This is a genomic window from Sodalis-like endosymbiont of Proechinophthirus fluctus, assembly GCF_001602625.1.
Classification (GTDB): domain Bacteria; phylum Pseudomonadota; class Gammaproteobacteria; order Enterobacterales; family Enterobacteriaceae.
The window spans coordinates 1-22,683 of record NZ_LECR01000051.1; the positions used below are offsets into that span (position 1 = coordinate 1).

Below are 22,683 nucleotides of genomic sequence, written 5' to 3' on the forward strand. Positions count from 1 at the left end.
TTCGCAAAAATAAAGCAGCGGACTGTCGTGAACGCTGTCGCTGTAACCGCTATACAATTTCAATGGAATCCCCAGCTCACGCTCCAACTGCGCTACCTTTTCATAGCCTAGACAGCGCAGGGTCAGCACCCAGCCGCCGTAGCGCCGGTGTATACGGCTACCGATAAGCCGCACCTGAGGCAGAAAAACCGCATCGCGGTAAACTTTTTTCACCAGCGACTCCGGCGAGCCGGTAATAAGCCACACCTGGGTATCCTGGCTGGCGAGGTAGTCGTCGAGGCGTGCCAATACCTGTGGAAAACGCCGTACGCGCTGACGGAAGGCCGCCGCGAACTCCGCCTGTAGCTCCTGCAACCTGGCCTCTCTATGGCCAAAGGTAATCGACCAGAGCAGCAGGCTCATTGGCCAGCGGGCTGAGCGGCCCTTTACCAGCAGCCCAAGAGCCACCATCGGCAGAATGGGTATCACCAGCACGACATTCAGCGGCAGATGCACAAGCACATAGCGCAGGAAGCAGCCGAACATATCTTGTTGATGCAGCGTGCCGTCTAAATCAAAGAATACGACGCGCTGCTGGGCGATTGGGTTAATCAAAAGCTACTCCTCTGGATCGTTGAATCCTATAAGTCATATAAAAATAAATCCCGGCGGCAATGGCAGAGAGCCCGCCCATCTGGCCAAAAATAGGCGGTGAATTTTCCGGTGACGATGGTCAGCCACCATAGGCAATCCCGACAAACCAAATGTGATAAGCGCCGCCACCTTAAGATAACTTATCACCTCACCGCGATACCCACTGCTCTACCGAGGCAAGTGGCGAAAACCGGACGATCAAGGGGCAGTGTGTGACGCAGAAAAACAGCGGCTCTCTAATACAATACCAGGGAAAATACCGGTAAGGCGGGCCCTGATGAACATTTTCAACCGAGCGCAGCGGGTTTTCAACAGCACGGCAAATGACGCGCCCACCTGCCCCATCCTGCCAATGGCTATCATTGGCAGCAGCAGAGGATTGACGCCGTGGGACTGAATGAGCTCTACATGCAGCGGCACCATTCCTTGATGCAGGCCGGTCAGCACCGGCGTTAAGAAACTTTCCGCCAGTAAAGCGCCGATCGCCATGCCACTACGATCATTTGCGACATTCACCCCGTGGGCAAATAGCATCAGAATACTGCCCCGCTGAGTGGGTTGCAGCACGGCTATCCGCGTCATCGACGCAATTATCAGTGTAGCCAAAAGCGGATTAACTATCATCTCTATCGACTCCGATAAATATAGCCACAACGCTTTTTCCACCCAACAACACATCAGGGCAAATCACCAGCAACACGGCTATCACTCCCGCCACAGCCTGGCTGTAACGGCCCTTCAAAAAGCCGGATTTTCACCAGGCTGGAGCTGCTCAAAATCGCGGCTGTCACTCTACTCCGCTCATAACCTGTAAACCGCAGAACACCCGCATCGAGTTTACCCCACCATAATTTTTATGATGGCAAATACCGTGCTGCCAAACAGCGCTAGCAGCCAGAGTACATTAGGATAGTGCCGCGCTATATCGCCGCTGACGTCCGATTGCGTAAGCAGATTAATCAATCCTGTGATAAGACCGGAGGCAATAAATGCTGGGATGAGCAGAATAAACACATTCGCCAACTGGCGCAGAGCGCCGCTGAGGGGTCGCATAGCGCGCCTTGTGGTGACGTCCCTGAGCGCCCCTGCGCTGCTCGATCTATAGCGGTGGCTACACGATAGCGGTGACCACACCGTCGGCAAGCTTGGACACAACGGCCCTCCGGCACCTGCTTGTTCTGCTGATTAAACAGCCTCACCGCCTTATGCGTTTATGAGGTATCCAGCGCCATCGAGGTCTGGATGACGTATTTCCGACACTAATCACTAAATTCATACAGTCACCGTTGAATTTTTCATTAAAATAAAAAACTATTATATAATATATAATTAATGAATGAGATGGAAATCTAGCCACCCGATCCCGAGAGCCCTCTCCTTGTCCTTCTACGACCGCATGACGCGGGAGAATAGTCGATGAGAGGTTTATTACGGATACGCCAGTTATGCTGATCACTATCGCGCAATGATCAGAAATTAGTGGATTTTTACTGCTTCACACCGAAGAGGTGTGTCATCTTAGTTCGCAGCGGATGGCGGAAATGACCGGTGTCAGTCAGTCAAGCGTGATGAAAGTTGTCCAAAAGTTAGGTTACAAAGAGTTTACCGCGCTTAAACTTTCCCTGAGTATGAAGCACTGGTCAATTGCTAGGATCCCGCCCCTTCTATATACCGGTATATAACCAAATACTCAGTGATGATCCCATCAAAACCGTAGGCAAAAAGTTGTTGGAGGAAAAAGTGTCCGGCATGCGCGGCACGCTGAATATCAACAGCGAAGACAAATTGCTCTAGCGCGTGGAGACATTGCAACACTCGAAGTGGATTATTACTATCGACATCGCCGTATCGGGATTTGATGGCGTGCGATCTTTCCTGCAAACTGATAAAAATCAGCATGGTGGTGGTGGCCAAAAAACAACACGAACGTCTTGCTACCGACGATGGCAACCACTTGACTGGAACCGATATACTGTTCGCTATCTCACTTAGTTTAGCGGTACGCAGCGAGAGATCAATCTGGCGGCGCAGGATGCGAGGCGAGCGAGGGTCATGACGGTCACCAATTCGCACCCAATAAACTTGCAACAATATGCCGATTTGACGCTCTATATACTATCTCAGAGCAGCAAGCTTAGCATAGCTGGGTCAGCTTCCTAGAATATCGCACAAAACAGGCATTAATTGACTTACTGTTTATGGGGGTTGGTGGTGCAACAGGATATCGAACATACCCTAGACCGTATCCGCTACGAAGAGATGGTCAAGAAGCTATCCTGAGGCCGCCTTACCTTGTATGAGCCCGCAGAGCGGCATATGCAAATTCAACTTCAGCCGCCGCTAGAAATTTTGCTCCTCTTGGCCACCGAAGAGCGGATAACTATCGGCGATCATCCATCATGCGCACCATTAGCGCTCGCTGCTAAGCTCGGGCAGCGAAAACGCTAGCAGCACCTCGGCACGACGGGTGTGAATGGTGACTTCGGGCACGGGGTACTATTAAACCGATACCGACCGCTTTAAACCGATACCGACCGCTGTACGGAGTGGAGTATATCGGCCACTATAATCGTCTCACCTGTCAGAAGGTTGCTCTATCGAGCACACAATCATTGCCGATCTTCAGTGTGTGGAAAATAGCGCTGCGCTATGGGAAAAGTTTGTGCTACCCTGTACCGCGCCGATAGTTTTTAGCCCGATGACCGCTGCTGCGCCGCTTCAGCGTTCAAAAATGACCGTCGCGCAGGCATAATGCCGCTCATCAGCCAACGTGACGTACATGCCGGTAACACCTAATCGGCCAGCCAGTTCTGCCGCCTGAGCAAACAACTGTAACGAAGGCTTACCCAGAGCATCATTGCAGACCTCAAACTGCGCAAAAGCTAACCCATCACGAATACCGGTGCCAAGCGCCTTAGACGCCGCTTCTTTTACCGCGAAACGTTTAGCGAGGAAGCGTACCGGCTGATTGTACTGCTGATATTGCAAACATTCATCTGGACTGAGAATCCGACGCGCAAGCCGATCGCCGCTGCGAAAAACAACTGCCTCAATACGTCCAATCTCGACGATGTCGGTACCGATGCCGACAATAGCCATCAGCCGCGCGCTTCACGCATCAGACGTTTCATGTATCTTACCGCTTCCGCGAGACCGCCAATCACAGCTCGGCTGATAATCGCGTGGCCAATATTCAGCTCCTGTATAGGTACCAGCGTAGCTACAAGCTTGACATTATGATAATCAAGACCATGGCCAGCATTGACCTTGAGGCCCAGCGCCGTGGCGTACTGCGCGCCCTGGCTGATGCGGGCGAACTCCGCGGCGCGCGATGTTTCATTGGCCGCGACGGCATAGGCGCCTGTATGGATTTCAATGTAGGGAGCGCCCACCTCCGCCGCTGCCGCGATCTGATGCTCATCGGCATCGATAAACAGCGAGACCTGAATTCCAGCATCGCTCAAACGGGCCACGGTCTGACGCAATTTGTCACGTTGGTCGGCCACANNCTTCGGTAGTGACTTCCTGGCGCTTTTCCGGCACCAGACAACAAAAGTGTGGCGACAAGGAGCAGGCAATAGCCATCATCTCCTCCGTCACCGCCATTTCCAGATTCATTCTGGTCTGAATCGTCTTGCGCAGCAGATGGACATCCCGATCGGTGATATGCCGGCGATCTTCACGCAGATGCACGGTAATGCCGTCGGCCCCCGCTTGCTCGGCGATAAAAGCCGCTTGAACTGGATCGGGCCAGGCCGTCCCGCGCGCATTGCGTAACTTTGCAATATGATCGATATTCACGCCCAGCAGCAAATTAGACATCCTCTTCCCCTGACTTTGTCGATGCTGTTTCGCAGTGTAAACTAATATGGTGGCGCAAACTAGTTTATTGTTCACCCGCTTCACCATCTGATCTGTTCCCGGAGGGCCCCTGTATCACGCGCTGTCGCATCGCCGGCGCCGGTGGAGAAACTGGCGAAACAGTTCACGACTCTTTAGCGGTTTACCTCCCAAATAAGGTTTCAGCGCCATACGGGTGAACCGCTTAGCCGCGCGCAGTGCGTCAACGTCGGGAAACTCGCGCGCCGCTAGGGCGCGTAGCTCGCACCCGCTGAAACTATAATGATCCAAAAGTGCGCTGGCGATAAAGCCTTTCTCCTCCCGGTAACGATAGGTCATAGCGTCGTCGACAGGATCGCCGGAGCCGGCGCAATGTAGAAAATCGACGCCATAACCCAGATGCGTCAGCAGCGCCAGTTCAAAACGGCGCAACACCGGCTCCGGCGAGCCGGTGGCACCCGCCAACCATTGCAAACACTGGAGATAATCGTAAAACAGCGTGGAGGAATCATCGGTTTCATGGGCGAGCACACGCGACAGAAGCTCATTAATATAGAGTCCGCTATACAGCATTATCCCAGTTAGTGGCAGACACAGCGAGACGGGTTCGGCGCTACGCAGAGTTTTTAGCTCGCTGCGTCCTCTCCAGCGAGCTAACAACGGCGTAAACGGCTGCAGAATGCCTTTAAGCGAGGAGCGGCGCGAACGCGCTCCCTTGGCCAGAACGCGCACCCGTCCTTGATGCTCGGTAAAAAAGTCCAAAAGCAGGCTGGTTTCGCTGTAAGGGCGAGCATGCAGAACGAAAGCACGTTGCCAACCTTCCATTGGTGCTCCCTAGAGGTCATCAACATAATCCAAGCTGACACGTTCATCATTGGCCCAGCGAGATTTGACTTTCACCCACAATTCCAGATGCACCCGTTTCTCGAATATTAACTCCATATCTTGCCGAGCTTCAATTCCTATTATCTTTATTTTACTTCCTTTATTGCCGATAACCATTTTCTTCTGGCCGTCTCGCTTCACTAGAATCAGACCGTGGATGTTATAAAAGCCGCGATCATTGGCGGCGAAGAACTCAATTTCCACCGTAACGGAATAAGAAAGCTCATCACCCAGAAACCGCATCAGCTTTTCACGGATAATTTCCGATGCCATGAAGCGCTGCGAGCAATCGGTAATATAATTTTCGGGATAATGATGCTCGGCTTGCGGCAGCGCCTTGCGCACGATACCAGCCAGAGTATCGACGCTCATGCCGCTCTCGGCGCAGATAGGCACAATGTCATGGACAGACATCTGCTGACTGAGAAACTGCATATGGGGCAGCAGCTTTTCCTTATCGGCGACGTTATCCACTTTGTTGATCGCCAGAACGACCGGGCAGCTAAAGTCGCGCAGTTTGTTCACCACCATTTCATCGTCCGGCGTCCAATGGGTGCCTTCCACCACGAAAATCACCAGTTCTACATCGCCGATGGAACTGCTGGCGGCACGATTCATCAAACGGTTTATCGCTTGTTTCTCTTCAATACGCAGCCCTGGGGTATCCACATAGATAGCCTGGTAAACCCCCTCTGTGTGGATTCCCATAATGCGGTGGCGAGTAGTTTGCGGTTTGCGCGAGGTAATAGAAATCTTCTGTCCTAACAACTGATTCAGCAGCGTGGATTTGCCGACGTTTGGCCGGCCTACAATCTCCACAAAACCACAATATGTCGTCTGTTCGCTCATTCAAGTTCTAACAGTTTAAGCGCTTGTTCCGCTGCGGACTGCTCAGCTTTACGGCGGCTTGAGCCATTGCCGACCACTGGCTGCAACAGCCCGCTGATCTGGCAGTGTATTATAAACTCCTGATCATGTGCCTCGCCGCGCACCTGCAGTACTAGATAGGTAGGCAACGGCAAGTGGCGTCCCTGAAGGTATTCCTGCAGCCGGGTTTTCGGATCTTTTTGCCTATCGCCGGGGCTGATTTCATCTAATCGTGTGCGGTACCAGTCAAGAATCAGATTTTCGACGGTTTTTATGTCGCTGTCCAGGAACACGCTGCCAATCAACGCTTCCACCCCGTCGGCCAAAATAGATTCTCGACGGAAACCGCCGCTTTTCATCTCTCCCTGCCCTAGACGTAAACATTCTCCCAGCTCGAACTCCCGCGCAATTTCCGCAAGCGTATTGCTGCGTACCAGCGTAGCGCGCATCCGACTCATGTCGCCCTCGTCGACATGGGGGAAACGCTGATAAAGCGCATTGGCGATGACATAGCTCAATATAGAATCGCCCAAAAATTCCAACCTCTCGTTGTGTTTGCTGTTAGCGCTGCGGTGCGTTAACGCCTGTAACAAAAGATCATGCTGTTGAAAAGTGTAGCCTAGTTTCTTCTGGAGCCTATTTATTAATATGGGATTCATGCGTTACCAACAACTCAACCATGCGCAAAAAACCGCAGCCGAAGGAACAGTCTTGGGAACGACACGCCTGTCCAAAACTGTTACTTTTGCAGTAGCTCCTGCGAAGGGAACCTGCCTTTCCTAACCTGATAGGTATTCTACATCGGTAAGTGAAATAATGCTTCTCTAAAAAGGAATTAATGAATGCCGCCAATACGACTTAAGCGTACGCCAGTCGGCCATTTGCCTTCCTGCTTATCGAAGCTTATCCAAATTGCCGTCGCTTTACCCACCAGATTTCTTTCCGGCACGAATCCCCAATAACGGCTATCAGCGCTGTTATCACGGTTATCGCCCATCATGAAATACTCTCCCTGCGGCACTACCCATTCCGCTAGCGAACTGCCAGGCTGCTTATAATAAATGCCTAGTTGATCCTGCTGTCCCGGCACTGTCAGCACATTATGCACCACACCGTCCAACGACTCTTTGCGCTGTGCCAGGCGAATGCAGCCGTCTACCTGCCTATCGGTCAGGACCCGTAGAAAACTGCTACTGACTTCACTGTTGTCGGCGGAGTTAAAAGTCTGTACAAAATCGCTTGGGGCGAATTCACTATAAGTAATGGGTAACGCCATGGCGCAGTCCTGCCCGCTGGCGCAGCCAGGTTGCACCGTCACATGTTTATTGGCCGGATCATAACTGACCCGGTCGCCTGGCAAACCCACGACCCGTTTAATATAGTCCAGGCTAGGATCGGGCGGGTATTTGAAAACAACTACATCACCGCGTTTGGGATGGCCGGTTTTAATGAGAGTCGTCTGGGTGATCGGGTCTTTAATGCCATAAGCAAACTTTTCTACCAGAATGAAATCACCAACCAACAGTGTTGGCATCATTGAGCCCGATGGAATTTGAAACGGCTCGAAAATAAAAGAGCGAAATATAAACACCAATAACAGTACTGGGAAAATGGACGCACAGGACTCGATCCAGCCAGGTTTATGGCTAACCTTCACGGCGACGTCATTCCCGATTAGCACTTCGGCTCCTGCGCACAGCTGACCGGGTTGCTGCGACAGCCAGCGGCGCGCAAGCGCCTGTTTAAAACGTTCCAAACACCAGAGGATGCCGGTGATAAGCGTCGCGATTGCCAGAATCATGGCAAACATATTGGCCATGCCATCTCCTCAAACTTATTTGCTATCTTTACCCACGTGCAGAATCGCCAGGAATGCTTCCTGTGGTAGCTCAACGTTACCTACATGCTTCATGCGCTTTTTACCTTCTTTCTGCTTTTGTAGCAGCTTCTTCTTGCGGCTGACATCACCTCCATAGCACTTCGCTAGGACATTCTTGCGCAACTGCTTGACGGTGGTACGGGCGATAATATGGTTACCGATGGCAGCCTGAATAGCGATATCAAACTGCTGACGCGGTATCAGCTCCTGAAGTTTATCGACAAGCTCGCGACCTCGATACGGCGCGTTCTCTCTATGGGTAATCAACGCCAGCGCATCGACCAGCTCGCCGTTAATCAACACATCTACCCGCACCATATCCGAGTTCTGGAAGCGCTTAAACCCATAATCCAGCGAGGCATAGCCGCGCGAGGTGGATTTAAGCCGATTAAAGAAATCTAGCATCACCTCGGCCATGGGAATGTCATAGGTCAGCGCTACCTGATTGCCGTGATAAACCATATTGGTCTGCACGCCTCGCTTTTTGATACACAGAGTGATGACATTACCCAAATAAGCCTGCGGCAGCAGCATATGACATTCGGCAATAGGCTCACGTAGTTCGGCGATATTATTCAGCGGCGGCAGCTTAGACGGGCTGTCCACATATACCGTGTTGTTGTCAGTGGTCAGCACCTCATAAATAACCGTCGGGGCGGTCGTGATAAGGTCAAGATCATATTCCCGCTCCAGCCGTTCTTGAATGATTTCCATATGTAACAGGCCAAGAAAGCCGCAACGGAAGCCAAAACCCAACGCGGTAGAGCTTTCGGGCTCATAGAACAGCGAGGCATCGTTCAGGCTAAGCTTGCCGAGGGCGTCGCGAAATGCCTCGTAGTCATCGGAACTTACCGGGAACAGACCGGCATATACCTGCGGATTCACTTTTTTAAAGCCCGGCAGTACATTATCGGCTGGCTGGCGCGCAAGCGTGAGCGTACCTCCTACCAACTCGCCATAAATATCTTTCATAGCGCAAACTAGCCAGCCGACCTCGCCACAGTTCAGTACTTCACGGTCGATACGTTTAGGAGTAAAAATACCCAGCCGATCCGCGTTGTAGAATTGACCGGTACTCATTACCTTAATTTTATCGCCTTTACACAGCGTGCCGTTTTTGATGCGCACCAGAGACACCACGCCTAGATAATTATCAAACCAGGAGTCGATAATCAGCGCCTGCAGCGGTGCGGCGGGATCGCCCTCCGGCGGCGGGATATCGCGCACCAGTCGTTCGAGTACATCAGAGACACCGACACCGGTTTTCGCCGAACAGAGCACCGCATCGGCGGCGTCAATGCCAACGATGTCTTCGATTTCCTTCGCGACGCGATGGGGATCTGCAGCAGGCAAGTCGATTTTATTCAACACTGGCACCACTTCCAAATCCATTTCCATCGCGGTATAGCAGTTGGCCAACGTTTGGGCCTCTATCCCTTGCCCAGCATCCACCAGCAGCAGCGCCCCTTCGCACGCCGCCAGAGAACGGGAGACTTCATAGGAAAAATCCACGTGCCCCGGGGTATCGATGAAATTCAGATGATAAATCTGACCGTCAGGAGCCTTATAGTCCAGCGTTACGCTTTGCGCCTTAATAGTGATGCCGCGCTCACGCTCCAGATCCATGGAATCCAGAACCTGGGCCGCCATTTCACGCTCGCTAAGGCCGCCACAGGTCTGGATTAAGCGATCCGATAGCGTCGATTTGCCGTGGTCTATGTGGGCAATAATAGAGAAGTTACGTATATTATTCATATTAATAAATTTTTCTCTTAAACAGGCACTCTATATCGGTCCGGTGGTCGCCGGTCGCCATGCTAGAAACGTGGCTCCGATGGCCCAAAAAATGATGGGCGCATCTTACACTGTCTTGGGGAATCAAGGAAGAATGTCGGGGAAATTGCCGGGATCCTCCCTCTGATCTGACGTCGTGGCAAAAGGGCGTGGCCAATCTATAGCCATGAGGCGCATATCATATATAGGCGGCAATAAAACGCTACACGCCGGGAGCGCAGCGGCATCAATCCAAGACATACAGAAACGAAGGCGGCAGCGCCACCTGCGGAATCACCAACCGATTATTATGCGTTTCATGCGTATGACACGCTAGATAACGCTCGTAAAGAAAACAGGCCACGCCACCGCACGTGACGGCCGGATCGGTACCCATAGAGCACCCCACAGGATAGCCGCGCCTCCGATAAGCCCCACCCCAGTAGATGCAGCATATACACTAAAAATGCGGAGCACAGCAGACTATCTTCAGTGAAGCCGACTTCAACACGCTGACCAGGCACCAGAGCCGCAGCGCGCTGGTCACCTCTAAATAATGCTGCGTTTCTGGAGCGATTTTATTTAGAACGCCGGTACCCCAAGGATTGCTTAGCGTGGCATCTGCCTCAGCCTGTGCTCTGTTCATAGTGCAATTGCGCAACGCTATGCCGCCAAGTAACGATAGTGGCCCACTCCCTCATTATGACTGAGCCTTGAATACAACGGCGTCGGCGATACGTTTCGCGATGACCGTGAGCAGTTCGCGCCCACCACGGTAATTTCCCGGATGCCCACGCTGTTCGGCCGGCTGCCACGCTGTTCGGTATGAATGGTGTGATGCCCGAGGCACTCCCAATTGACGGTGGTCTCCTGGTCGACGTTGACGGAGAAGCTGAACAATCCATCGGTGTACAGCCTGTCCTAAATCTGTTCATTCAGCAACCAGTTTAACTCGCCAGTCGAAACCCGAGATCATGGACACCGGCAACGCCAATTGGGCGGCGGCGTGACCTTTCCAAACCGGCTATCGTGTTTTCGACCTGTCTATCGGCGTTGAACGCGATAACACGGAACTATTCCAGCGCTTCGCCATCGTGATCCAACAGGTCAACGGGCAGCGGAAATTTGGTTATGGCATCAATCCAGATGATGTAGCTAAATCAGGTGCCGTCGCGGGCCAGGCGACGACGCGCACAACCTCGCACAGGAGATCGGCGATACGGGCACGGCCTACGGAAATAAAATCTTAGAAGCGCGCTAAGCGCTCAAAATTTGCGTAGATAATAGAAGGAAGAGAATCAACGATATGATCACCAAACAAGGTAAACGGCTATAGCCAAGGCTCAAAATAACTGATTTCATCGTTGCGCTGGACTTATCTCGCGGCGTTGGGCTGTCCATTTGCAGAAGTTGCTCCAGTAGTTACTTATCGATAACTACATGGCCATAGCGCAGCAAGCCGACGCGCAGCTTGCTGACCGGGCACGTAGGCATATTCATAGTCTAATGTGCGAGAAATACCCAGGATGCTATGGTCTAAGCCAGAGAGTGGATGGAATAGAGCAGGTTGCCCGTCAACAAATACATGGCATAACAGATTTGCTTCCATTACTGCGGCTTCATTCCTAATGATTACGTACCCGGCACCTGTACTGCGGCCTGTTGCGCGTCTTTACTGATCGAGCTGCAGTGTATCAGAATGCAAACGGCGCTGTAGTTCATAATCCTGCAGAATAGTGTTGATGCGCCTGCGCTGTTCCTGCACCTGCATCTGCTGGCTGCCGTTATCCACCCCGGCGCTGTTGGCCTACGGGAAACCTATGCTGATCGGCGACACCCGGCCCATCATCAGCAATGTGTTGAACACCGGATTTTCTGGCTCTCTGCTGTCCTGACCGACATCCTTCTACATATTGTAATGCTGCATGCCGACGATGACCGCCAGCGAAACACAGGCCACGACGCCTCTATTTGGGTAATGTGCGGCGCGATGCCAAATTTGGGCGATGCGCGCTGTAAAACGGACGGAATCTGCGCCAGAACGGGGACTTTTTCCAGGTTTCCAACGCCGGCCGCGATCCTTTCTCGGCCTGCGGCGTGATACACATCAGTTCTTTGAAAATGGCGGCGGCCATGCGATCGGTAATGTCGATATGGAGGACTTCGCCCCCCGCGTCACCACGCATAACATCACGAACGAGGTGATACCGTTGCCAGCTTTGTTGCAACTTAACATCTATAGACAAATCGTTGAACAATTCGCTGTCGAACAATTCTCCATCTATCAGAGCAGAAATCTTTTCATTGTGCATGCCTGGATACCTTACTCCTGCCGCCATCGTTAACGCTGAATAATCGGTTGAATTTTATTATCAATTGCTTCTCGCGCACGGAATATTCGTGAGCGTACCGTTCCTACTGAACAATCCATGATGGAAGCTATTTCTTCATAGCTCAAGCCATCCAGCTCCCGCAACGTAATCGCAATGCGCAAGTCTTCGGGCAACACCTCTATGGTGCGGAATACTATCTGCCGCAACTCCTCAGACAACATTAAATTCTCAGGGTTACATATTTCTTTTAATACGCCCATACTTTCGTAATTTTTCGCATCGCTGGTGTCCACTTCGCCTGAAGGAGGACGCCGTCCCTGAGCCACTAAGTAATTCTTCGCCGTATTGACCGCAATACGGTATAACCAGGTATAAAAAGCACTGTCGCCGCGAAACGACGCCAGGGCACGGTACGCTTTAATGAACGACTCCTGCACCATGTCTGGCACATCCCTTTGCGGGACGTAGCGCGACATGAGGCTCGCCACTTTATACTGGTGGCGAACGACCAGTAAATTGAACGCTTTTTGGTCGCCTTTCTGAACTCGTTCAACCAGCACATGATCCGTTAGCTGCTCTCTCATCCGAGGTAATGTCTTCTCAAATTTTTCTCCATAAGCAAAACAATACCGTCACAGCTTATGAACCAATTATTACGAGCAAGCTCGCGATTGGATTTAATGATAATCATAAGGTTCCGGCATGCCTGGTATTTTTATTAGAATTATAGGCCTCGGCCACAATGATGCCAAGGCTGACAGCCAGGACGAGCGCCAGATTACCATAAAATATGATGGCCAGTACCCGGATTCTCGCGGAATCAAAATCTACTCGAAATAACTGCAAGTTAAGTAGCGGCAGGGTAACGTGAATCCGTCATACTGTCAGTAAACATGCGTAAATAAAACCTTTGCTGGAAGTGCGAAATCTGGTGTAGGTTGCCGAGCTGATCGTCAAAATCGCGCTGCAGCGCAAGGGAGAGTCGCGGCCTGTATATTCAGGCTGGATTATCCAGCTATGCTGCCTGATCCACAACTCACCATATTGCAACCCTAATTGAGATTATCACCTGTTGAAAACTCGACAGGTGATGACTATCGGGTTTACCACTGTGTTATTAGCGTATGAGGAATTCGGAAAACTCCGCCCTGATTGTCTTGCGCACTTTTATCAAGAATGGAGAGGGAGAGTCTTTCTATATTAAAAAATATCATGTAAAATAAGTAGTTAAGAGAAACAACCAACACAGTCTAGTTGGCGTTAACGCAAGTTCCTTCCGTTTTCCACGTGGCTACCTGACTGTCTATTCTACTGCTTGCTGCGTAGACGGGGTTGACGTGCTCCCTCCTTTAATTCCTTTGCTCACTTCAATATGGTAATATAATAACGAAGCATATTAATAATGCTAAACACAGCGGTATGCGATATCAGTGACATAGAGTTTAAAATGAGCTTCCAGCGCATACCGGTACGGATACCTTGGTCATTACATTAGATTAAAAAGCAAGCAATAATGGAAAGTTTTCATCAGAAAAATTAACATCGACTACTTGATAAAAGGCCCTTACGGTGTTTACGATTTCCCATATACCAAGAATAATACGATAGCCTTTTTGGGTATTTAAACTTTATGAACCGTTCTGGCGGCAATGGGTACCAATTTATCAGTATATTCCCAACACGACCGCTGTGGATTTTACACCATGAAAAAGGGCTCTTTCTCAAACTGAGCTCGGCTTAAGGGTTCATTAGGGTTACAACCCTCTTTGGTAATGAAATAATTCCAACGCCGTGTGGCGTATATTATGGTATAGTGCCAAGTGAAATCCACAACAGAACTGGCTTTTATTTCATTCTTTTCCCAGCAATCTTCACACCGTATTCATCAAGTTTGAGCGGTGCAGTAGTTATGCCGCCATCCGTGAAACCGGAGCTGGTAATCTGTCCATCTTGCGGCGGGAGTGGCATTACGATTATCAGTATGGGCGAATTTATCGTCTAAACCCGCCTGCCTTTCAGAGAAAATTTCTACTTTCTAACGTACTTACCAGTTCCATTTTTTCAGACCCTGATTTAGTGAAATTAATGATATTATATATAATAATATATTTTATATATATATTAATATTTTTATATTAATTAATTTATTTTTTTAAAAATCTCTTCATTTTGCTATTAGTAGTGGTGGATTTAGTAAAATAAAACCGGAACAACGGCAATTCACGTCTATGCCGTCTAAAATCGCCCCATATATTTAAACAGGAGATAAAGATAGAGAGGAATATATAAAATATATATCAAGTTACATTTCTCAATGTTTATTAATTATCGATAGGCAGGATTAAATCCTCACTAATAATAATAGTATCTAAGTTCAAAAATAAACATGGGAATGCTATGCTGCTCATCCACAGATTTATCATGAAAGGACAAAACTGAAACAGCTGACTGCCATACACCTATAACCAGCAGCTCAGCGATTAGAACGCTAGATAAAAATCGCCGGCCAGGATGTGAAACGCCGGCGAACATTTACCTGTCAGGTTACGCAACGTCAGAGCATCGTGGATTAACAGCATCGGCCAGCACTTCAAGGCCAGCAGCAGCCAGGGCGTGCGCAATCCCTCTCTATCACTGACTCAGTGCGCCGCTGTAGTCACAGCCCTGCGCTAGAGAGCGGGATATGAGGCCTCGCCGGGCGGCGGCATACAGCAGGATAAGCGCCAGCGTATAGTCCTCTTCCAACAGCACCTGGTGGCTCAAGCCGGCCCCACGTCAAAATAGGGAAGATCACTGACGATGGCTTTATAGCGCCGCGACACCCTTGCTAGCATACTTGCAGATATCGCCTCGACAGTGCAGAGGGACATCGCCCAAGGGCTAGCAGTAAAATTGTCCCGCGCCTGGCGGCAGGCGTCCGGGTCAAGTTCGATCGCATCGATCGGAATGGCGCCATGCACGTGCTTCGCCATAATCAACGCCACCAGACCACTGCCAGTACTGATATCTAGTGCTCTCTGCCCGACTCGATGACAAAAGTGACCAAGCGTCCAGCAGCACACCATCGGTGCCGACTTTACATTGCACACCGATCGAGGGCGACAAAAAAAGTGTTTAAAGGTAAATCAGCCCCTCCATAGCGGTTTAGTGACGGCCGTGGGTAATAATATGGTCATGTAGCTTCTGCAGGCGTATACCTATACTGTAAAATAAACTTACACGTATAAAAAGATGAAGATTACGCAGTATCCGTCTATAATCTGCGCCCCAACCAGAGGGGATAGCCCATGACTGTAGGAGGGAGGGGTAGCCCATAACTGTAACCCAATTTACCGCATTCGGACTGCACGAAGACCTGCTCGCCGCTTTGAGCGTCCCACCACCATTCAAGCTGAAGCTATTCCGGCGGCCATGGACGGACGCGATGTACTGGGTTCAGAGCCGACCAGCATCGGCAAAATCACCGCTTATCTACTGCCGGTCTTGCAGCATCTACTTAATTTCCCGAGCAAGAAATCTAGTCCGCCCCGCGTGCTGATCATAACCCCACACGCGAACTGGCGATGCAGATAGCGGAGCAGGCCAAACAGATGGCCGCCCACAATCAACTGGACATTGCCACCATCATTGTCGGCGTGGCCTGCATGAATCATGCGGAAGTGTTCAGTGAGAATCAGGATATCCTGGTTATGGTGGCTACCACCAGCCGCTTGCTGCAATATATTAAGGAATAGAATGTTGACTGCTGAGCGGTAGAAACGCTAATTCTAGACGAGGCAGATCCATGCTGGAATGGGGTTCGCTCAAGACGTCGAGCAGATCATCGCAAAAACTCGCTGGCGCAAACAGACGACGCTATTATTTTCGGCCACGCTGGAAAGGGGGAATGCGGTCAAGGAATTTGCCGAACGTCTGCTCAATGATCCGGTAGAAATCGACGTCGCGCCGTCGCGCCGCGAACGTAAGAAAATTATGCAATGCTACTATCGCCGCCGACAATCTGACGCATAAAATCGAGCTGCTTTTGTCACCTCACCTACTTAAACAACCCGAGTTCATCAAAAGTATCGTATTCGTCCGCAAACACGAGCGACTGCATGAGCTGGTGGGCTAGCCACGCGATGCTGGGCATCACCCTCTGTTATCTGGGTTTAGGCCAAGTGTAATGAGGCCATCAAACGCATGACCGACAACCATACCAACGTACTGGTAGCAATAGATGTCGCGGCCCGCGGTCTGGATATCGACGATATCAGTCATGTCATCAATTTCGACCTGCCCTCGACGCTGGATGTCTATTTGCACCGTATAGGCCGTAGGCCGAGACGGCCGCAAGGGCTTGCGCCATTTCGCTGGTGGAAATGCAAGATCATTTGCTGCTGGGCAAAATCAACCGCTACCTTAAATTAAGGACCCATTAAAAGCGTGCACGATTGACGCGCCGCACCCCGCTCACGCGAGTACCATCGGAAAAGATTACCGGTAAGTAGTTGAAAACATTGCTGGTGAAGCGCAAGGAAATGAAAGAACAGACGCGGACATAAAGACAAAACCAAAGTACGGTTGCGAGCTAAAAAGAATAATTGGCAAACACGCCGTGTGCCAAAGCCGTACCTGACGCGGCCAGCGCCAGCAAGCTGGAAAACGGCGCTTAATTCACCGTAGAACCCTGGCGCGGCGGTACGCTGATAAAAATACCACCTAACGCATTATCGTGGCGTACTAGAGAGGGTAACTCAGGCTGAAAACTGCGTTTTCACGCAGTTCTTTCGTCCCACAGCCAAGGTGTCATAAATCATTAGCAAAAATTAACCTTCATGTTGTAGTCGTGATATTTATCAACTAAACATATTATTTTTAATATACTTAACCCATACTAGTCCGCATTTGTCAACGTGGTTACTTTTATCCTAGTGGCGCGCTTTAGCCGCTGGAGATCACAGGTAAGAACATCCTGCTGCTCAGGAGTGAGCGAATTGAAACGCACCATACAGCCAGACATACGGATAGTTATCTGCGGATATTTTTCCGGGTTCACCACGGCATCTTCCTTCCAGCGTCTCGCGGCTCAGCACGTTGACATTCAGATTTTGACGGCCTTCCACACGCAACGCTTCCTGCTGCTCAATAAGAATGTCTCGGTAATTGAATTTATCCAACTTCTGCAGGGGAAGTGCCTGATCGTCGGCGTAATCGGCAACGGCAGCCAAGCAGCGAGCTTGATGGTTAGCGTCATCCAGTAATCAGAAAGAGTTTACCAGAGCTTTGTTTTCAGCCTTGGTTATTTGTATTCCGATAATCATTGATGCCTCTGTGGTATGGTTGCCATACGGCGTCCAAACGTAGATCGTACAACATTTAGCCTACTTGAACATTTAGTAAAACTAATTTCTAAAACTGATTATAATACTCCCGACAACACAGGGGCCGATATTTTGATTTAAATCAATATCTGTCGGAAATTGACATCATTGCTGGGAAAATTTATTGATTTAGGTCAATCTAAAAAGCCTCTAAATGCCACCGGAGGGGCGAATTTTTCCTCTGCTGCCGGCGGAAAAAAGTTTAACCCACGGAGAGAAAACGTTAAGCTTAGCCCATATCGTCACTGTCATGGGACGTATCATGCAGCAAATGCTCACCTGGCGCGACGCTATCGCGCATGAAAAAACCCTGCCCTACTTTCAGGAAACGCTGGCCTTTGTCGCCAGGGAACGCGCGACGGGAATTACCGTCTATCCGCCGGCCAAGGAGGTATTTAATGCTTTCCGTTTCACGGAATTGAATGCGGTGAAAGTAGTAATCCTCGGACAAGATCCCTATCATGGGCCCAATCAGGCCCATGGCCTTTCATTTTCCGTCAAGCCAGGTGTTCCTGCCCCGCCCTCTTTAGCCAATATATATAAAGAGCTGGCCAGCGACATTCCCGGCTTTGTCATACCCAAACATGGTTGTCTACAAAGCTGGGCGCAGCAAGGGGTAATGTTGCTCAATACGGTGCTGACGGTGGAAGCGGGAAAAGCCCATTCCCACGCTAGTCTGGGTTGGGAAACGTTTACGGATAATGTCATTAAGGTACTTAACACGCACCGTGAAGGGATTGTGTTTTTACTGTGGGGATCTCATGCTCAGAAAAAAGGCATGATTATCGACTCCCAGCGCCATCATGTGCTTAAAGCACCGCACCCTTCACCCCTGTCCGCGCATCGCGGCTTTCTCGGCTGCCATCATTTCTCCCAGGCCAATACCCTGCTAACGCGCCAATGCCAAACCACCATCGACTGGATGCCAACGCTGCCGGCCGCTTAATGACGGATAAAGGCCAGTACGGACGCAACATCCAGAAATTCAGATATTATCGCCTGTGTGAACCTCGCCAAACAGCATGACAAAGAAAGCACAGATTAGGGGCCGAGAAACGGAGGATCGATCCTGATACACAAGATATTAGGTAAGCAGAGGGTGTGAGAGTGTAAAGTACCGTGCAAGCGCAGGAACATGGATAACCCCGTGCAGAAGAGGCAAGGGGACTAGCGCGCGCTGGCCATGGCCTGCAACAGCGCAGGCGCTAACATGTTTTCGCCTAGGTTGAAAACGCCATCGCCAGCATGCGGCTGCACGGGCGGTAGATGCGTCACCCATTTTTCACTAGGAGTGTAGACTCTCACGCCGCACGCAGCAGCGTGAGAAAAGACATTAGCTCTTTGCTTTCGAAACCGCCACCATGGCGGGGCGGATAAGTCGGCCGTTGAGAGTGTAGCCTTTTTGCATCACCATCATCACTTGATTGGGCTCATGTTCGTCAGACTCCAGCATGGTCATTGCCTGATGCATTTCGGGATTAAACGGCACGTGCGTGTCACCCACTACACCAAGACCGAACTTATGGACCGCATCCAGCAATGATTTGAGCGTCAGCTCGATACCTTCGATAGTGGACGCCAACTCGCTATTGGTTTTATCCGACATGTCCAGCGCGCGCTCCAGGTTATCGATAACCGGCAACAGTTCACCGGCAAAACGTTCTAGAGCAAATTTATGTGCCTTCTCGACATCCTGCTCGCTGCGGCGGCGCACATTTTCCATTTCCGCCTTGGCGCGCAGTACGTTATCGCGCTCGCTCTGTTGCGCTTGGGACAGCGCAGCCTCTAGTTCGGCAATACGCTCGTCTCGCGGATCCACGACGTCAACCGTCTCAGGCATCGCTTCCGCCTGCTGCCCTTGCTCCATTTCACTCTCTTGTGAAACTTGCTGGTCAGGGGTGTTCTGTTCTTTACTACTCATCATGAGTTTTCTCCGCAGTTCAGCATTATTCTCTCTAGTCCAATTATTATGGGGATGAATAGCGGGGATTCAAGGGATGACGCATAATGAAGCTTACAAAAACACACCAGGGATCAGCAATCAAATGACTACCACTTTTTACACTATCGGCATCGTTAGCTATCCGCGTCCCCCCAGTGCACTGACCACTCATGAAATGCTTTACCACTGGCTGAACGAGAAAGGGTATCACGTCATCATGGAACATCAGATCGCCCGCGATCTGGCGCTGGATCAGGCCATAACCGGTAGTTTGACCGATATTGGCCAGCAAGCCGATCTAGCGATCGTGGTAGGAGGCGATGGCAATATGCTGGGCGCAGCGCGCATTCTGGCATGTTATGATGTCAAGGTCATTGGTATCAACCGCGGGAATCTTGGTTTTTTGACCGACCTCGATCCCGACTCGGCGCTTGCGCAATTATCTGACGTGCTGGCGGGGCACTATCACAGTGAAAAACGCTTTTTGCTAGAAGCCCGCGTCTGCCGGGGCGATGTCTGCGGGCAGCTGAGCAGCGCCATTAATGAGGTGGTACTACATCCAGGCAAAGTGGCGCATATGATTGAGTTCGAGGTCTATATTGATGATACCTTCGCGTTTTCCCAGCGCTCCGATGGTCTTATTATTGCTACTCCGACCGGTTCTACAGCGTATTCCCTATCCGCCGGTGGCCCGATACTGACACCTCTAGTGGATGCCATCGCGCTGGTGCCGATGTTCCCGCATACCCTCTCCTCTCGGCCGTTGGTCATTAACGGCGGTAGTACGATACGGCTGAAGTTTTCCCAACTCACGCCGAATCTCGAAATCAGCTGCGACAGTCAGATAGCCTTACCTATCCAGAAGGGGGAGGAAATTTTCATCCGCCGAAGCTGCTATTATCTCGATTTAATTCATCCTAACGATTATAATTATTTCAATACGTTAAGCAGCAAGCTTGGCTGGTCAAAAAAATTATTCTAATATTTTCTCCAGCACATCTTTAACTATATAAAATACCAGTTTATACTGCAATCAATCACAGCTGTGCATTTATATACAGGAAGGCAATTATGCTAGCTGAACTGGCCATTGCTGATTTCGCCATCGTGTATGCACTAACGGTTGATTTTCAATCGGGAATGGGCATGATAACTGGGTGAAGCCAGAGCGAGGAAACTCATTGTGATCGATGCGATCGGCCTGTGTCTGGGCGGCTGTTCCGAGGCCGGCATGGTATGGCCCAGCGCCGTAAGGGCAGGCGTATGCCCGCGTTTTTTTTACTTAACGATACCTCTAGTGGCCGCCAGCTGGCCGGCGAATAATGCACTTGGTAACGGAAATGAATGTTCGATGCGCCATGTAGTAAGCCGGGAAAGGCCGCTCACGCAGCTTAATTAACGGTACGCCGGTGCTACCCTCTCGGTTGAGTGAGCTGGGCCAGTACCTGATTCAGATTCACGGCCAGCATGCCCACCAGCTGATGCTGCGTCCCGATCACTAAAAGTGCCTGCTTGATGCCTACGCGGGCAAAAAAAGACCTTCGTCTAGCCATGGCAGTCGCCTACCAACAGTGGCACCAGAGACACCTGCATCAGGCTGTGACAGAAGACTGTCGAGCGAGGATCCCAGACGCGAGCTGCTGCAGTATCAATTGAAAGAGTTGAATGACTTCGCCCCGGTTGAAGGGTATTAAAGGCATATAAATCAGTAAGATAAGCAGATGGCTAACAGCGGATAGTTGATTACCGCAACCCAGCGAACATTGGAGTTACTGAGCGAAGGCGAAGAGGCTGATTTACTGAATCAGCTGCACAGTGCTAGGCATATGATGAGTGATCTGGTCACGTTGGATCCCTCCTTATCTGAGATGACGGTACTGCTGGAAGACTCTATAGTTCAGCTCACCGAAGCCAGCAATGAGCTACCTAATTACACGGTGACCGTATCGATCTTGATCCCAGAGGCCTCAATGAACTGGCGCAGCATCTGTCTCGGAAAATCCGCCTGGCACGCAAGCAACATGTGCCGCCAGAAGCCCTAGCGCAGCACCATCAGCAGCATTTGCAGGAGCAGGAGGCAATGGTACAGGCAGTAGATCATCAGCAGCAGGCGATGGATTTTGCCCGCCAGCAGCTCCACCAGCGTCGAGCTGAGCACACCGGCAGTTTGGGCCGACAAAATTACCCACAGCATACCTGAGCTTACTCTACAGCACGGTAAGCTGGCCTTAGGCGTGTACTTCCAGCCTAAATTGCTTAACGCCGACGGCACAGACTGCGTGGAGTTCACGGTGACTACTTAACCCTGGCCAGCCGCTACAGCCGCTGGCGAAAGTTGACCCCGGCAGCGGGCTATCTCGCATCGTGCCGGCGGTACAACAGGTCGTTAATGCCCATAAATTAGGTACACCGGCGCTAATCTTCGACAAAGTCGACGTAGGCATTAGTGGGCCGACGGCCGTAATCGTGGAAAAGACGTTGCTTCAGATCGGCGAGTCCACCCAGGTCGTATGCGTCACGCATTTACCACAGGTGGTGGCCGGGTTCGCACATCATCACTTCAGAAAAAATACGGACGGCAGCGCCACACAAAGCCGAAATACAGGCGCTGGATAAAAAAGCCCGTCAGCGGGGAGGAGATAGATGGCAGGCCTGCTGGGAGGAAGCGAAGTCACTAAGAATACCCTAGCGAATGCCAGGGGGATAATTGTCGCCTAGTAGTCATATATAGAATGAGCCTTACAGAATTTCCCTACGCCGGCGAGGTCTATTATCATCGGTATCCTGTTCCTAAGAGTAATATTATTGTTATGAGCCGTAAGACGTTAATTGCCGCTGCTGTCTTTATACTGATATTTACCACCAGTTGCTCTGTGTTCGAAAGGTTGGTTTATCGTCCCGATATCAATCAGGGCAATTATCTGACCACAGCTGACGTTGCCAAAATCCACACCGGCATGACCAAGCAACAGGTAGCCTACACCCTTGGCACCTCAATGATGAAAGATCCGTTCGGCTCGAATACCTGGTATTATATTTTCCGCCGTGAACCGGGTTATAAATCCGTCACGCAGCAAACGCTGACGCTGACCTTTAACAAAAGCGATATACTGACCTGTATCGACAACAAACTGGTGCTGGAACCTTCCAGCACCAACCAATAAGTAG

General features: G+C 50.7%; 23 protein-coding genes and 5 pseudogenes. 7 read left to right on the top strand and 21 right to left on the bottom strand.

Going from position 1 to position 22,683, the window contains the following annotated elements; genetic code table 11:
- The 3 genes from yfhb to BG74_RS05965 form a co-directional block, all read right to left on the bottom strand.
- On the bottom strand, positions 1-591 hold a 591-nt coding region (gene yfhb / locus BG74_RS05955; protein WP_066597313.1), incomplete at its 3' end, for a phosphatidylglycerophosphatase C.
- Between the two features lie 240 nt (positions 592-831).
- Positions 832-1,215, bottom strand: a complete 384-nt coding sequence (locus BG74_RS17250; protein WP_244267368.1) for a hypothetical protein — start codon at positions 1,213-1,215, stop codon at positions 832-834.
- Positions 1,216-1,470: 255 nt separating this feature from the next.
- A complete protein-coding gene (locus BG74_RS05965) occupies positions 1,471-1,686 on the bottom strand; it encodes a hypothetical protein (protein WP_066597284.1) in 216 nt (71 codons plus the stop codon).
- A gap of 479 nt (positions 1,687-2,165) precedes the next feature.
- On the opposite strand from BG74_RS05965, the gene BG74_RS19680 reads away from it, so the two are divergent.
- Together BG74_RS19680 and BG74_RS13500 are read left to right on the top strand one after the other, a co-directional pair.
- The gene (locus tag BG74_RS19680) at positions 2,166-2,315 is read left to right on the top strand and encodes a hypothetical protein (RefSeq protein WP_439895683.1); all 150 of its coding nucleotides are present in this window, start codon (positions 2,166-2,168) and stop codon (positions 2,313-2,315) included.
- Complete coding sequence (locus tag BG74_RS13500; RefSeq protein WP_187202721.1) at positions 2,278-2,427, top strand: hypothetical protein; 150 nt, start codon at positions 2,278-2,280, stop codon at positions 2,425-2,427. Before BG74_RS19680 ends, BG74_RS13500 begins: the two co-directional genes overlap by 38 nt.
- A gap of 924 nt (positions 2,428-3,351) precedes the next feature.
- On the opposite strand, the gene acpS is transcribed toward BG74_RS13500, so the two are convergent.
- From acpS to BG74_RS06025, 15 genes and pseudogenes are all read right to left on the bottom strand, one after another.
- Positions 3,352-3,732, bottom strand: coding sequence for a holo-ACP synthase (acpS, locus tag BG74_RS05975; protein ID WP_066597286.1), 381 nt, complete (start codon positions 3,730-3,732; stop codon positions 3,352-3,354).
- The coding region (locus tag BG74_RS17255; protein ID WP_244267369.1) for a pyridoxine 5'-phosphate synthase at positions 3,732-4,140 on the bottom strand (409 nt) is incomplete at its 5' end. The genes BG74_RS17255 and acpS, both read right to left, overlap by 1 nt.
- A 2-nt stretch (positions 4,141-4,142) precedes the next feature.
- A pseudogene (locus tag BG74_RS17260) lies at positions 4,143-4,455 on the bottom strand (pyridoxine 5'-phosphate synthase); the annotation flags it as partial.
- A 114-nt stretch (positions 4,456-4,569) separates the two neighbouring features.
- Positions 4,570-5,298 carry a DNA repair protein RecO gene (recO, locus tag BG74_RS05985; RefSeq protein ID WP_066597287.1) on the bottom strand — a complete coding sequence of 243 codons (729 nt, stop codon included), beginning with the start codon at positions 5,296-5,298 and terminating at the stop codon, positions 4,570-4,572.
- Positions 5,299-5,307: 9 nt separating this feature from the next.
- Positions 5,308-6,207, bottom strand: a complete 900-nt coding sequence (gene era, locus BG74_RS05990) for a GTPase Era (protein WP_066597289.1) — start codon at positions 6,205-6,207, stop codon at positions 5,308-5,310.
- Positions 6,204-6,884 carry a ribonuclease III gene (rnc, locus tag BG74_RS05995; RefSeq protein WP_066597290.1) on the bottom strand — a complete coding sequence of 227 codons (681 nt, stop codon included), beginning with the start codon at positions 6,882-6,884 and terminating at the stop codon, positions 6,204-6,206. The genes era and rnc overlap by 4 nt, the downstream gene beginning before the upstream one ends.
- Before the next feature lie 176 nt (positions 6,885-7,060).
- Complete coding sequence (gene lepB / locus BG74_RS06000) at positions 7,061-8,044, bottom strand: signal peptidase I (protein ID WP_066597292.1); 984 nt, start codon at positions 8,042-8,044, stop codon at positions 7,061-7,063.
- Between the two features lie 15 nt (positions 8,045-8,059).
- Positions 8,060-9,859, bottom strand: coding sequence for a translation elongation factor 4 (gene lepA / locus BG74_RS06005; protein ID WP_066597294.1), 1,800 nt, complete (start codon positions 9,857-9,859; stop codon positions 8,060-8,062).
- A 1,091-nt stretch (positions 9,860-10,950) separates the two neighbouring features.
- Complete coding sequence (locus BG74_RS20655; RefSeq protein ID WP_439895684.1) at positions 10,951-11,028, bottom strand: hypothetical protein; 78 nt, start codon at positions 11,026-11,028, stop codon at positions 10,951-10,953.
- A 481-nt stretch (positions 11,029-11,509) separates the two neighbouring features.
- A pseudogene (gene rseA / locus BG74_RS06015) lies at positions 11,510-12,189 on the bottom strand (anti-sigma-E factor RseA).
- Between the two features lie 29 nt (positions 12,190-12,218).
- Positions 12,219-12,794: an RNA polymerase sigma factor RpoE gene (gene rpoE, locus BG74_RS06020; RefSeq protein WP_066597298.1), complete on the bottom strand. Its 576-nt coding sequence runs from the start codon at positions 12,792-12,794 to the stop codon at positions 12,219-12,221.
- 1,112 nt (positions 12,795-13,906) lie between these two features.
- Positions 13,907-14,092, bottom strand: coding sequence for a lytic polysaccharide monooxygenase (locus BG74_RS19685; RefSeq protein ID WP_369678525.1), 186 nt, complete (start codon positions 14,090-14,092; stop codon positions 13,907-13,909).
- Between the two features lie 598 nt (positions 14,093-14,690).
- Complete coding sequence (locus BG74_RS13505) at positions 14,691-14,831, bottom strand: hypothetical protein (protein ID WP_187202709.1); 141 nt, start codon at positions 14,829-14,831, stop codon at positions 14,691-14,693.
- Between the two features lie 10 nt (positions 14,832-14,841).
- Positions 14,842-14,973: a hypothetical protein gene (locus tag BG74_RS18975; RefSeq protein ID WP_256364234.1), complete on the bottom strand. Its 132-nt coding sequence runs from the start codon at positions 14,971-14,973 to the stop codon at positions 14,842-14,844.
- Positions 14,970-15,299: a methyltransferase gene (locus BG74_RS06025; RefSeq protein WP_244267370.1), complete on the bottom strand. Its 330-nt coding sequence runs from the start codon at positions 15,297-15,299 to the stop codon at positions 14,970-14,972. Before BG74_RS06025 ends, BG74_RS18975 begins: the two co-directional genes overlap by 4 nt.
- Positions 15,300-15,523: 224 nt before the next feature.
- Here BG74_RS06025 and srmB point away from each other — a divergent pair.
- A pseudogene (srmB, locus tag BG74_RS17270) lies at positions 15,524-16,865 on the top strand (ATP-dependent RNA helicase SrmB); the annotation flags it as partial.
- Positions 16,866-17,086: 221 nt separating this feature from the next.
- On the opposite strand, the pseudogene BG74_RS13530 reads toward srmB, so the two are convergent.
- Positions 17,087-17,513: pseudogene (locus tag BG74_RS13530) on the bottom strand (glycine radical domain-containing protein).
- Between the two features lie 322 nt (positions 17,514-17,835).
- Between BG74_RS13530 and ung the strand changes: the two are divergent.
- Positions 17,836-18,519 carry a uracil-DNA glycosylase gene (gene ung / locus BG74_RS06040; RefSeq protein WP_066597315.1) on the top strand — a complete coding sequence of 228 codons (684 nt, stop codon included), beginning with the start codon at positions 17,836-17,838 and terminating at the stop codon, positions 18,517-18,519.
- A 221-nt stretch (positions 18,520-18,740) separates the two neighbouring features.
- Here the strand turns inward: ung and BG74_RS13535 are convergent, their stop codons facing one another.
- Positions 18,741-18,878, bottom strand: a complete 138-nt coding sequence (locus tag BG74_RS13535) for a hypothetical protein (protein ID WP_187202714.1) — start codon at positions 18,876-18,878, stop codon at positions 18,741-18,743.
- Positions 18,879-18,906: 28 nt separating this feature from the next.
- Positions 18,907-19,494 (bottom strand): nucleotide exchange factor GrpE, encoded by a 588-nt coding sequence (gene grpE, locus BG74_RS06045; RefSeq protein WP_066597316.1) that lies wholly within the window; start codon positions 19,492-19,494, stop codon positions 18,907-18,909.
- Positions 19,495-19,618: 124 nt separating this feature from the next.
- Here grpE and nadK point away from each other — a divergent pair, with 124 nt between their 5' ends.
- The 3 genes and pseudogenes from nadK (at position 19,619) to bamE (ending at position 22,679) form a co-directional block, all read left to right on the top strand.
- Positions 19,619-20,497, top strand: a complete 879-nt coding sequence (gene nadK, locus BG74_RS13540) for an NAD(+) kinase (protein ID WP_066597318.1) — start codon at positions 19,619-19,621, stop codon at positions 20,495-20,497.
- A gap of 89 nt (positions 20,498-20,586) precedes the next feature.
- Positions 20,587-22,233, top strand: a pseudogene (gene recN / locus BG74_RS13545) (DNA repair protein RecN).
- A gap of 92 nt (positions 22,234-22,325) precedes the next feature.
- On the top strand, positions 22,326-22,679 hold the full coding sequence (bamE, locus tag BG74_RS06060; RefSeq protein ID WP_066597321.1) for an outer membrane protein assembly factor BamE: 354 nt from the start codon (positions 22,326-22,328) through the stop codon (positions 22,677-22,679).
- The last annotated feature ends 4 nt before the right edge of the window (positions 22,680-22,683 follow it).

Bases quoted from the DNA above. Each gene is read 5' to 3' on its own strand.
- era (WP_066597289.1), bottom strand. From the start codon at position 6,207: ATGAGCGAACAGACGACATATTGTGGTTTTGTGGAGATTGTAGGCCGG.
- acpS (WP_066597286.1), bottom strand. From the start codon at position 3,732: ATGGCTATTGTCGGCATCGGTACCGACATCGTCGAGATTGGACGTATT.
- grpE (WP_066597316.1), bottom strand. From the start codon at position 19,494: ATGAGTAGTAAAGAACAGAACACCCCTGACCAGCAAGTTTCACAAGAG.
- BG74_RS17250 (WP_244267368.1), bottom strand. From the start codon at position 1,215: ATGACGCGGATAGCCGTGCTGCAACCCACTCAGCGGGGCAGTATTCTG.
- ung (WP_066597315.1), top strand. From the start codon at position 17,836: ATGCAGCAAATGCTCACCTGGCGCGACGCTATCGCGCATGAAAAAACC.
- rnc (WP_066597290.1), bottom strand. From the start codon at position 6,884: ATGAATCCCATATTAATAAATAGGCTCCAGAAGAAACTAGGCTACACT.
- nadK (WP_066597318.1), top strand. From the start codon at position 19,619: ATGACTACCACTTTTTACACTATCGGCATCGTTAGCTATCCGCGTCCC.
- bamE (WP_066597321.1), top strand. From the start codon at position 22,326: ATGAGCCGTAAGACGTTAATTGCCGCTGCTGTCTTTATACTGATATTT.
- lepB (WP_066597292.1), bottom strand. From the start codon at position 8,044: ATGGCCAATATGTTTGCCATGATTCTGGCAATCGCGACGCTTATCACC.
- recO (WP_066597287.1), bottom strand. From the start codon at position 5,298: ATGGAAGGTTGGCAACGTGCTTTCGTTCTGCATGCTCGCCCTTACAGC.
- BG74_RS19680 (WP_439895683.1), top strand. From the start codon at position 2,166: ATGGCGGAAATGACCGGTGTCAGTCAGTCAAGCGTGATGAAAGTTGTC.
- rpoE (WP_066597298.1), bottom strand. From the start codon at position 12,794: ATGAGAGAGCAGCTAACGGATCATGTGCTGGTTGAACGAGTTCAGAAA.
- lepA (WP_066597294.1), bottom strand. From the start codon at position 9,859: ATGAATAATATACGTAACTTCTCTATTATTGCCCACATAGACCACGGC.
- BG74_RS05965 (WP_066597284.1), bottom strand. From the start codon at position 1,686: ATGCGACCCCTCAGCGGCGCTCTGCGCCAGTTGGCGAATGTGTTTATT.